Genomic DNA, 10,064 nt, shown 5'->3' on the forward strand with positions numbered 1-10,064 from the left:
GAGGTGCCCGCATCGCAGGCAAGCCAGCCCCTACAGAAAAGCAGATCTGCACTTAATCTGCTTTTGCTACAACCACTGGTTTACAGCTTGGCAATTGACACTTCGGTCGACTTCACAAAGGCAATCACTTCGCTGCCCACTTTCAATTCCAGGTCACGCACCGAGCGCGTGGTGATCACTGACGTCACGATGCCGGACGCGGTTTGCACGTCGATCTCGGACACCACTTCCCCCAGCAGAATCTCCTTGATCACGCCCTTGAACTGGTTGCGCACGTTGATCGCTTTAATGGTCATGTCGGCTTTCCTTTTGGCTGTTGGGTCAATCCGCACGAATGCGCAGGCCCTCAAAATGCGCCATCCAATCGGACATTAAAAGGAATATATAACTCTTTATTTATTCGATATGGATATATATGAACTGTTCGCCTGGCAACAGCTGATCAACAAACTGCCCGCTGCCATCACAGCAACGGCGGCTTAAACCCGAGCAAATCCGCCTTCGGCGTAGATGGCACAGAGACTGCATATTCCGGTAAAGCATGATGGAACATGCCAATTCAATTTTCTGAATATAAGAAAAGCCTTCTCTCATCGCCTTGTCCGGAGCTGTTCCATGAAACCCTTTGCTCAACATTTACTGGGCGCCTGCGCCCTCGCCTTGTGCCTGCAGCCCCAGGCCTTTGCCGCCGAGGCCGACCCGGCGCAAGTCAATCTGGATTACGCCTACTATTCGCCGGTCAGCCTGGTGCTCAAGCATTTCGGTTGGTTGGAGCAGGCGTTGCCGCACACCAAAGTCGGCTGGGTACTGAGCCAGGGCAGCAACCGCTCACTGGAATACCTCAACAGTGGCGGCGTGGACTTCGCCTCCTCCGCCAGTTTGTCGGCCGTATTGAGCCGTGCGAATGGCAGCCCGATCAAATCGGTGTATGTCTACAGCCGCGCCGAATGGACGGCTTTGGTGGTACGCAAAGACTCGCCGCTCACCAGCGTGACGGACCTCAAGGGCAAGAAAATCGCCGCCACCAAAGGCACCGACCCGTACCTGTTCACCCTGCGCAGCCTGCAACACGCCGGGCTGAAAAAAGATGACGTGGAGCTTGTGCACCTGCAACACCCGGACGGCCGCACCGCCCTGGAGAAAGGTGACGTGGACGCCTGGGCCGGCCTCGACCCACACATGGCCGCCAGTCAAATCCAGGCCGGTTCGCGCCTGCTGTACCGCAACAAAGACTTCAACAGCTACGGTGTGGTCAGCGTCACCGAGACGTACGCCAAGGAGCATCCGCAGACCATCACCAAGGTGCTCGGCGCCTATGAAAAGGCCCGCGACTGGGCGGTGAAGCATCCGGATGAGTTCGCCAAATTGCTCGCCGATGAGTCCGGGTTGCCGCTGGAAGTGGCCAAGCTGCAACTCTCGCGTACCGACCTCGGCAGCCCGTTGCTGACCCGCCAGGATGTGGTGTCGTCCAAGGCCGCGGCGCCGATCCTGGTGTCCGAGGAACTGGTCCGTCGCGGGGTCAATGTGGATCAGGTGATCGACCAACTGATCGACACCTCGTTCGGCCAAGCCTTGCCGAAGCCGTAAGGGGCGCGTGATGACCAGCAAAACCCAAACCGTGCCGCTCGCGGCGCCGCTCGTCATGCAGCGCAGTGCCTGGCCACGGCGTTTGAAAGGACTGGTGTTACCGGTGCTGATCCTGTTGGTGCTGGAGGGGGTGGTGCGTATCGGCTGGCTGCCGTCGTACCAGATGCCGGCGCCCAGCGAGATCGCCGTAACCTTGACCGACCTGGCCGAAGGCGCGTTGTGGAAGCACATCGGCGTCAGCCTGTTGCGCGTACTGGCGGGCTTCGCCATCGGCGCGAGCCTGGCGTTGGTGTTTGCCGCCTGGGTAGGGCTCAGCCGCGAAGCCGAGGCGTACCTGGAACCCACATTTGCCGGGCTGCGCTCGATCCCGAGCCTGGCCTGGGTGCCACTGTTGCTGCTGTGGCTGGGCATCGATGAAACCTCGAAGATTGTGCTGATTGCGATTGGCGCGTTCTTCCCGGTGTACCTCAATGGCGTCGCGGCGATCCGCGATATCGACCGCAAATGGGTGGAGGTCGGGCAAATGTACGGCTTCAGCCGGCGCCGTCTGGTGCGGCGGATTCTGTTGCCCGCCGCCCTGCCCGGTCTGTTTACCGGCTTGCGCAGTGGCCTGAGCCTGGCGTGGATGTTCCTGGTGGCGGCCGAGTTGATCGCGGCCACCAAGGGTTTGGGCTACTTGCTCAGTGACGGGCGCGAAACCTCGCGCCCGGACATCGTGCTGGCCGCAATCATCGTGCTGGCGGTGCTCGGCAAAGTCAGCGATGGCCTGCTCGCAGCGCTCGAGAAACACTGCCTGGCCTGGCGTGACACCTTCAACGGCCAGGGTGCGGAGCAATGAGCATGCAGCCTTTATTGGACATTCGTGTAGAGCGTAAAAGCTTTGCCAGCACCCCCGTGCTGACCAACGTGCACCTGGCCTTGCAGCCACGCGAAGCGGTGAGCCTGCTGGGGCCCAGTGGTTGCGGTAAAAGCACGTTGCTGCGCATCGTTGCCGGCCTGGAAAAAGACTTTCAAGGCCAACTGCGCAGCCCCGAAGGCGAAGTGGCGTTTGTGTTCCAGGAACCGCGCCTGATGCCCTGGCTGACGGTAGAGCAGAACATCGGCTTCAGTGATGACAGTCACTATGACAAAGCCTGGGTCGCGCAATTGATCGACGAAGTCGGACTCAAGGGTTTCGCTCAGGCACTGCCCAAAGCGTTATCGGGCGGCATGGCGCAACGGGTGGCGATCGCACGCGGCCTGTATTCGCGCCCGCAGGTGTTGCTGCTGGACGAGCCGTTCAGCGCTGTGGACGCGTTCACCCGCATGAAACTGCAGGACTTGCTACTGCAACTGGCCAAGCACCATGCCATCGCGTTATTGCTGGTGACTCACGATGTGGACGAAGCGCTGTACCTGAGTGATCGGGTGCTGGTGATGGACAACCGGCCGAGCAGCATCCGCCAGGAACTCGCGGTGGACCTGCCGCACCCACGCGACCGTCGCGACCCGCTGCTGGCACGGCTCAAGGCACTGGCCTTGACCGAGTTGCAGCGAGCGCATGTGATTTGAAGACAGATGATCGCCCATGGCATGCGGGCGCCCTGTGGCAAGCACGCCCCCTGTGGCAACCAGGCTTCCTGTGGCAAGCACGCCCCTGTGGCAACCAGACTCCCTATGGCAAGCAGGCTTTCTGTGGCGAGCGGGCTTGCCCCGCGTTGGGCTGCGAAGCGGCCCTAAAATCCCACGACGCGGTCTATCAGTTTTACCTAAATGTCCGAATTGAAAGCGCTTCGCACGCCAACGCAGGCCAAGCCCACTCCCCCCAGTGAGCGTCAAACCAGTGTGCGGCTCAGGGTCACCCAGTACCGCGTCCGCGCGCGCACTTCAAACCCCAACGTCTGGGACAGCAGCGTGAGAATGCGGTCGGTGTCGTCCAGCCGGAAGCTGCCGGTCACGCGCAGGCTTTCCAGGCTCGGGTCCCAGCGCAACACGCCTGGGCGATAACGCGCCAGTTCGCGCAAAAAATCCCCCAGCGCCTGGTTCTGCGCGGTCAACACGCCGTCGCGCCAGCCCAGTTGCAGCGCATCGAACGCTACCCAGGCGCCAAGCCCCTTGGCCTGCAACGGCGCCTGCTGCCCGCTGCTCAATGTCGCCACGTGCCCCTGCACGTCGCGCACCTGCACCGCGCCCTTGAGCACCGAGACCAAACAACCGGACGCCAATTGCCGCACACACACGTCGGCCTGGCTGACGTGAACCTCGCCGTAGCGGGTGTTCACGGTCATCGACGCCGCGCCTGGCACATTCACGGCCAGCTCACCGTCCATCAACGTGATGCGCCGCTGCTGCAGATCGACATCCGCCGCCGTGGCAGTGTTGAGTTGCAGGCTGCTGCCATCGGCCAACGGCAGGCGCCTGCGCTCGCCGGTGGCGGTGTGCACGTCGGCCCGCCACGCCTCGATGGGCAACTGCCGACTCACCAGCCAGGCGGTCGGCACCAGCGCCGCCACACCCAGCGCACGCTTGAGCATGGCCCGCCGCGACGGCTGGGGCCGGTCGAGGCTGGCCATTGCCAATGCTTGCGGCACGTCGCTGAAACGCTGGCGCAGGGCTTGGGCTTTCTGCCAGGTCTGTTCGTGCTGGGGGTGGCTGGCGCGCCACTGCTGCAACGCGGCGTGATCACCTTCGGTGGCCGCGCCGGATTCCAGCAAGGCCAGCCACTGCGCGGCGGCGCGCGCGACCTCGCGGCTCACAGGTCTGCCAGCAAACAATGTTCGTAGGCTTGCGCCATGTAGCGCTTCACCGTGCGCTCAGAAACGTCGAGCCGCTCGGCAATCTCGCGATAACCCAGGCCTTCAAGTTGGCTCCACAAAAATGCGCGGCGCACCAGCACGGGCAAACCGTCGAGCAACTCATCCAGCGCCTGCAGGGTTTCCAGCAGCAGCCAGCGTTGCTCCGGCGACGGCACACAGGTGTGAGGAAGGCTTGCCAAGGCCGTCAAGTAAGCCTGCTCAAGGCTGCGCCGCTGATGAAAGTTGACCAGCAAGCGCTTGCCGACTGTCACCAGGTACGCGCGCGGCTCCTGCATCTGCGCAATCGGCTGGGCACTGGCGAGCACGCGCAGGAACGTATCCTGGCTCAGGTCCGCGGCATCCCAGGCATTGCCCAGGCGCCGCCGCAGCCAGCTTTCGAGCCAACTGCGGTGGTCGCGGTACAAACTCGACAAGGTGGGTTCGGCGGCGTGGGTCGGGACAACTGCATCATTCATGGCAAGCGACCTGCGCGGCGCGAGTGAGTCTCAAATGAGATTCATTCTATTTAATATAGTGCCGGTGCACCATGCCCTTTTCAACATTGCGTTTATACAGAGGCTTCTGCGTCGAACACTTGCCCGCGCCCGATGACACTGGCAGGGGCTAACACGGCCCCCGGCGCCAGCACCGCATTGGCGCCCATTCGGCACTGATCGCCGAGCAACGCGCCGAATTTGTCGCAACCGGTGCGCTGTAATTGCCCGTCAATACGCACCAGGATCTCCTTGTCCACGCGCTCATTGCGGTAGTTGGCGACGATGCTGCCCGCCTCCAGGTTGATCCCGTGGCCAAGCACCGAATCACCGACAAAATTGAAATGCGCCAGCTTGCTGCCCTTGAATACAAATGAGGTTTTCAGTTCGGCGCCTGGCCCGATGATGCACTGCGCCTCCAGCCAGCAACCACCACGCAGCAGCGAACCGCTGGCGATAAAGCACTCGGCGCCGATGATCAATGGGCCCTTGAGCAAGGCGCCGGGTTCGACCGTGGCGGTGCGGTGCACGGCGATTTCATCGTGAATGGCGTAATCCTCAACCGCCAGTTCGGTGAGCAAGTGGCGGACGATGGCGGGCGCCTGGGTCACCAGCGCCCAGGGTGCCAGGTCGGCCCACGGCGCCAGCGGTGACTGGGCAAGGTTGGCGATGTAGTCGGTGAGTCGGATCAACGTCGAACCCTCGGGCGTTCAGAGAAGCTCGAAACGCTAGCATGAACACAGGAAACTTTACTATTTGTCTTGATATGGATATTTTATCCAAACACGCACATGAGGTCCGTCGCATGCAACTGCCTACCTATCAAGACGTCACCGCCGCCGCCCAACGCCTGGAGGGCTTCGCGCACGCCACGCCGGTGCTCACCTCGCGCACTCTCAACGCCGAAACCGGCGCCGAAGTGTTCATCAAATGTGAACACCTGCAACGCACCGGCTCATTCAAGTTTCGCGGCGCGTTCAACGCCCTCTCGCAGTTTGATGCGCAGCAGCGCAAGGCCGGTGTGGTGGCGTTTTCTTCGGGCAACCACGCCCAAGGCATCGCGCTGGCGGCGCGTTTGCTGGGCATGCCGGCGACGATTGTGATGCCCACCGACGCGCCGGCCGCCAAGGTCGCCGCGACCCGTGAATATGGCGCCAGCGTGGTGCTGTATGACCGTTTTACCGAGGACCGCGAGCAGATCGGCCGTACCCTGGCCATCGAGCAAGGGATGACGCTGATCCCGCCTTACGATCACCCGCACATCCTCGCCGGCCAAGGCACTGCCGCCAAGGAACTGCTGGAATTCACCGGTCCTCTGGACGCGCTCTTCGTCGGCCTGGGCGGCGGCGGTATGCTCTCGGGCACAGCACTTTCGACCCGCGCGCTGGCACCGGATTGCCAACTGTTCGGCGTCGAACCGGAGGCGGGCAATGACGGCCAACGCTCCTTGCGTGCCGGCAGCATTGTGCACATCGACACGCCGGCGACCATCGCCGACGGTGCGCAAACCCAACACTTGGGCAACTACACCTTCCCGATCATCCGTGATCAGGTGAACGACATCTTCACCGTCTCCGACGCGCAGTTGGTGCAAGCCATGCGCTTCGTCATGCAGCGCATGAAGATGGTGGTGGAACCCACCGGCTGCCTTGGCCTGGCGGCATTGCGCCAACTGGGCGAGCGGTTCAAGGGCCAACGCGTGGGGGTTATCGTCACCGGCGGCAACGTCGATATCCAGCGCTACGCCGCATTGCTCAGCGAGGCGCCATGAACATCATCCACACCGCGACTGCCGCGCCGCCTGCCGGGCATTATTCGCAGGCCGTGCGCCATGGCGACACGCTGTATATCTCCGGGCAATTGCCGGTCAGCGCGCAGGGTCGCCACAACCTTGAGGCGTCGTTTACCGAACAGGCGCAGGTGGCGCTGGACAATGTGTTGGCGATCTTGAAAGCCGCCGGCGGTTCGCCCCAGGACCTGGTCAAGGTCACGGTGTACGTGGCCGGGGTCAACCACTGGCCGGAATTCGACCGCCTTTACGCCGCCGCGCTGGGCGAGCACCGCCCTGCCCGCGCGGTGGTGCCGGTGCCCGAGTTGCATCACGGGTATCTGGTAGAGATTGAAGCGCTGGCGCGTTACTTGGCGTAGGTGTAGACCGCCGCGCGCGACACGCCCAGGTGCGAGGCGACCGTTTCCATGGCCCGACGAACGTCCATGCAGCCAGAGTCTTTGAGCTCTTGCAAAAGCAGCCGCCGATCCGCCGCCTTGAGTGCCCGCGGCGTGGTGGCCAGGCGTGCGGCGAACTGGTCGATACGCGCACGAATCACATCGGCGCCGGACGGGTCGAGGGACTCATTGGGCTTGTCGCCACTGACTGAACCAAACTGCTCCAGCATGCCCTGCAAGCCCCGGAACAACGAGAGATCGACGTTCATGCACAAGGCCGCGACGTACTTGCCGCTGGCGTCCTTGATGCCGATCGACGTGCTCTTGACCTGACGCCCATCGGCGAACTGGTTCTGGTAGTTGGCGATGACCTGCGGGTAGTCCGGGTCGGCAATGCGCGCCAGGCCTAGTTCGGTGGCCGGGTCACCGGGTTGGCGTCCGGAAAGGTTGTTATGGATCGCCAGGATCGCATGCTGCGGGTCGCGCAAGTCGTGCAGCACCACCTCGCAGAACGGGCTGAAGGTTTTGCTCAAGCCTTCGGCGATCTGTTCGAGCTGGCTGATCAGTGTGGTTTGTTCCGGAGAGGTCTTTTTCATGCAAGACAACATATCCAGTCCTGGACAGGGCGTCAATTTGGCCGCTGTCCCTCATAGTGGAGTTTCAACCATGGACACGCCTGCCGCATTGATTGACACGCTGAAGATGCAGCGCAATATCCAGCGCATGCAACAGCGCGCTGACAGCCTGGGCGTGCACTTGCGCCCGCATGTCAAAACCCATAAATGCGCCGACGTGGTGGCCGCACAGATCGCCGCGGGTGCGCGCGGCATCACCGTATCGACGCTCAAGGAAGCCGAGTACTTTTTCGAGCGGGGCATCCACGACATTCTTTACGCAGTCGCCATGGCGCCCCATAAGCTGCCCCAGGCCTTGGCGTTGCGGCGTCAGGGTTGCGCGCTGATGCTGATCACCGACAGCCTCGCCGGCGCCCAGGCCATCGTCGATTTTGGCCGGCAGCACGGCGAGACCTTTGCGGTGATGATCGAGATCGATTGCGACGGCCATCGCTGCGGGGTCAAGCCGCAGTCGCCTGAATTGCTGGTGATCGCCCAACTGCTGGGCGCCAACCTCGCCGGCGTGCTGACCCACGCCGGAGAAAGCTACGGCCTGGATGCGCCTGAAGCCTTGCAAGCGATAGCGGAACAGGAACGCGCACGTTGCGTCGAGGCGGCCGAGCGCATTCGTGCGACGGGCTTGTCATGCGAACAGGTCAGCGTCGGCTCCACGCCCACCGCGTTGTCGGCGCTGAGCCTGCACGGCGTCACCGAACTGCGCGCTGGCGTGTATGCGTTCTTCGACCTGGTGATGCACAACATCGGCGTGTGCCGTGCCGATGAACTGGCCTTGAGCGTGCTGACAACGGTGATCGGCCATCAAGCGGAAAAAGGCTGGGTCATCACCGATGCGGGCTGGATGGCCATGAGTCGGGATCGTGGCACTCAGTCGCAGAAACGTGATTTCGGGTATGGCCAGGTGTGCGATGAATACGGTGAGCCCATCGATGGGTTGCTGCTCAGCAGCGCCAATCAGGAACACGGTGTGGCGCGGTTTGAGCACAGCCATGTGGATGTGGTCACGCACTTCCCACTCGGCACGCGCCTGCGCATTTTGCCCAACCATGCGTGCGCGACGGGCGCGCAGTTTGGTAGCTACATCGCCGTTTTGCATGACGCTGATGTGCAGGTATGGGAGCGCTTGCGCGGCTGGTAGCCCTCCGTTCAAGCACCGCTGGCTCAACGCGGAAGGTGGTTTGAGTCGGCGGCGCATTACGTTTCCTGAAAAGCCCGCTCCATCTTGATGATCTCAATGGAAACCGAACTGTTGCCACGGCTGAACCTGCCCTCGCCGATTTTGCGAAACCCGAAGGCGGCATAGAATCTTTCGGCGGTCAGGGTCGCTTCCAGGTAGGCCTTGGCATGGCCCGCGTGTTGGATGTGCTGCAAGGCTTCACTCAGTAAACGCGCACCAATGCCCTGTCCGGCCGCATCACGGCGCACAAACAATTTGCTGATTTCATGGCCGTCAATTTCGACGAAACCTTGCAGGGTATCGGTGTACGCCAGCCACAGCGTGCCCGCGGCGATGGCCGCGCGGTACGTCTCAGGCGAGCGACCGTCGAGCCACATTGCAATCTGCTCAGGGCCGTAGTCGGCATTGCACAGGTTTTCGACCGAGTTTTGATGCACCGCGAAGATGCTTTCGGCGTCTTGCTGGGTGGCCGCGCGCAGCAGAATCTTTTTCATTCCCTTGCGTTTCCCTATGTGGCCAGTGAACCCTGGCTTTATAGCTGAACAAGCGCCGGGCAGCGACCCATTACCGCACATCTTGTGCGTTGACCTACTTTGTTACACACCATATAGTGTGCCCACAAACAAACCAGACCACTACATAGTGTGCAGCATCGGTATTTACCGACCACACTACGCGCAGTATTTCAATGCCGAGTAGCCTGCAAACCGCATATTTTTGGACGGGTTCACACACCGTCAGAACAGACCAGGAAGGAGTATTTCAATGCTGAGTTGGGATGAAGTCGACAACGAAGACACCGGTGCAGCGGTGATCAAGGGCGCCAACGCCGGGCATGCCAGCGAAGCCAACATGGACCGCCTTGACGGTGCCGGCGCCGCGGCCGCACTGGAAGCGCGCAACGTGACTGCCAACGACTCCGCCGCCATCGTGCGCGCCAAGGCCGCCCTGGACAAACTCGACGTCGCCGAAGGCCTCGCCGAGCTGGAAGGTTCCGCCGCCCGCGTCGCCGTTGACGAAAAGCGCATGATCAACTGCCGCGCCGACCTCAACCAACTCGTGCCCTTCAAGTACGACTGGGCCTGGCAGAAGTACCTCGACGGCTGCGCCAACCACTGGATGCCGCAAGAGGTCAACATGACCGCCGACATCGCGCTGTGGAAAAACCCCGAAGGCCTGACCGACGACGAGCGTCGCATCGTCATGCGCAACCTCGGCTTCTTCTCCACCGCCG

13 protein-coding genes are annotated in these 10,064 nt (G+C 62.1%); 7 read left to right on the forward strand and 6 right to left on the reverse strand.

The annotated features are described in order from the left end of the window. Nucleotides 1–80 precede the first annotated feature (80 nt). Nucleotides 81–296: a TOBE domain-containing protein gene (locus AACV02_RS16910; RefSeq protein WP_003173733.1), complete on the reverse strand. Its 216-nt coding sequence runs from the start codon at nucleotides 294–296 to the stop codon at nucleotides 81–83. A gap of 319 nt (nucleotides 297–615) precedes the next feature. Here AACV02_RS16910 and AACV02_RS16915 point away from each other — a divergent pair, with 319 nt between their 5' ends. Genes AACV02_RS16915 through AACV02_RS16925 form a run of 3 tightly spaced genes read left to right on the forward strand, consistent with a single transcriptional unit; the run spans nucleotide 616 to nucleotide 3,138 of the window. Beyond that, nucleotides 616–1,587: an aliphatic sulfonate ABC transporter substrate-binding protein gene (locus tag AACV02_RS16915; protein ID WP_119735322.1), complete on the forward strand. Its 972-nt coding sequence runs from the start codon at nucleotides 616–618 to the stop codon at nucleotides 1,585–1,587. A 10-nt stretch (nucleotides 1,588–1,597) separates the two neighbouring features. Then, on the forward strand, nucleotides 1,598–2,425 hold the full coding sequence (locus AACV02_RS16920; protein WP_119735323.1) for an ABC transporter permease: 828 nt from the start codon (nucleotides 1,598–1,600) through the stop codon (nucleotides 2,423–2,425). Further along, nucleotides 2,422–3,138 (forward strand): ABC transporter ATP-binding protein, encoded by a 717-nt coding sequence (locus AACV02_RS16925; RefSeq protein WP_106577929.1) that lies wholly within the window; start codon nucleotides 2,422–2,424, stop codon nucleotides 3,136–3,138. Before AACV02_RS16920 ends, AACV02_RS16925 begins: the two co-directional genes overlap by 4 nt. A gap of 263 nt (nucleotides 3,139–3,401) precedes the next feature. Here the strand turns inward: AACV02_RS16925 and AACV02_RS16930 are convergent, their stop codons facing one another. The 3 genes from AACV02_RS16930 to AACV02_RS16940 form a co-directional block, all read right to left on the reverse strand. Continuing rightward, nucleotides 3,402–4,322 carry a FecR domain-containing protein gene (locus AACV02_RS16930; RefSeq protein WP_119735324.1) on the reverse strand — a complete coding sequence of 307 codons (921 nt, stop codon included), beginning with the start codon at nucleotides 4,320–4,322 and terminating at the stop codon, nucleotides 3,402–3,404. Continuing rightward, nucleotides 4,319–4,837: a sigma-70 family RNA polymerase sigma factor gene (locus AACV02_RS16935; protein ID WP_106577927.1), complete on the reverse strand. Its 519-nt coding sequence runs from the start codon at nucleotides 4,835–4,837 to the stop codon at nucleotides 4,319–4,321. Before AACV02_RS16935 ends, AACV02_RS16930 begins: the two co-directional genes overlap by 4 nt. A 92-nt stretch (nucleotides 4,838–4,929) precedes the next feature. Next, complete coding sequence (locus tag AACV02_RS16940; RefSeq protein ID WP_119735325.1) at nucleotides 4,930–5,547, reverse strand: LpxA family transferase; 618 nt, start codon at nucleotides 5,545–5,547, stop codon at nucleotides 4,930–4,932. Nucleotides 5,548–5,660: 113 nt separating this feature from the next. Here AACV02_RS16940 and AACV02_RS16945 point away from each other — a divergent pair, with 113 nt between their 5' ends. Both AACV02_RS16945 and AACV02_RS16950 read left to right on the forward strand, forming a co-directional pair. Beyond that, nucleotides 5,661–6,626, forward strand: coding sequence for a threo-3-hydroxy-L-aspartate ammonia-lyase (locus tag AACV02_RS16945; RefSeq protein ID WP_119735326.1), 966 nt, complete (start codon nucleotides 5,661–5,663; stop codon nucleotides 6,624–6,626). Continuing rightward, nucleotides 6,623–7,003 (forward strand): RidA family protein, encoded by a 381-nt coding sequence (locus AACV02_RS16950; protein ID WP_119735327.1) that lies wholly within the window; start codon nucleotides 6,623–6,625, stop codon nucleotides 7,001–7,003. The genes AACV02_RS16945 and AACV02_RS16950 overlap by 4 nt, the downstream gene beginning before the upstream one ends. Here AACV02_RS16950 and AACV02_RS16955 read toward each other — a convergent pair. Further along, the gene (locus AACV02_RS16955) at nucleotides 6,991–7,617 is read right to left on the reverse strand and encodes a helix-turn-helix transcriptional regulator (protein ID WP_119735328.1); all 627 of its coding nucleotides are present in this window, start codon (nucleotides 7,615–7,617) and stop codon (nucleotides 6,991–6,993) included. The two genes, AACV02_RS16950 and AACV02_RS16955, sit on opposite strands and share 13 nt — an antisense overlap. 70 nt (nucleotides 7,618–7,687) lie before the next feature. On the opposite strand from AACV02_RS16955, the gene AACV02_RS16960 reads away from it, so the two are divergent. Next, entirely contained in the window at nucleotides 7,688–8,791 is a 1,104-nt protein-coding gene (locus tag AACV02_RS16960; protein WP_119735329.1) for an alanine racemase, read from the forward strand. 56 nt (nucleotides 8,792–8,847) lie between these two features. Here the strand turns inward: AACV02_RS16960 and AACV02_RS16965 are convergent, their stop codons facing one another. Continuing rightward, nucleotides 8,848–9,324 carry a GNAT family N-acetyltransferase gene (locus tag AACV02_RS16965; RefSeq protein WP_119735330.1) on the reverse strand — a complete coding sequence of 159 codons (477 nt, stop codon included), beginning with the start codon at nucleotides 9,322–9,324 and terminating at the stop codon, nucleotides 8,848–8,850. A 271-nt stretch (nucleotides 9,325–9,595) separates the two neighbouring features. Here AACV02_RS16965 and AACV02_RS16970 point away from each other — a divergent pair. Further along, a partial coding sequence (locus tag AACV02_RS16970; protein ID WP_177413648.1) for a ribonucleotide-diphosphate reductase subunit beta occupies nucleotides 9,596–10,064 on the forward strand: 469 nt, incomplete at its 3' end.

The sequence above is a fragment of the Pseudomonas sp. Larv2_ips genome (assembly GCF_963879675.1).
Classification (GTDB): Bacteria; Pseudomonadota; Gammaproteobacteria; order Pseudomonadales; family Pseudomonadaceae; genus Aquipseudomonas.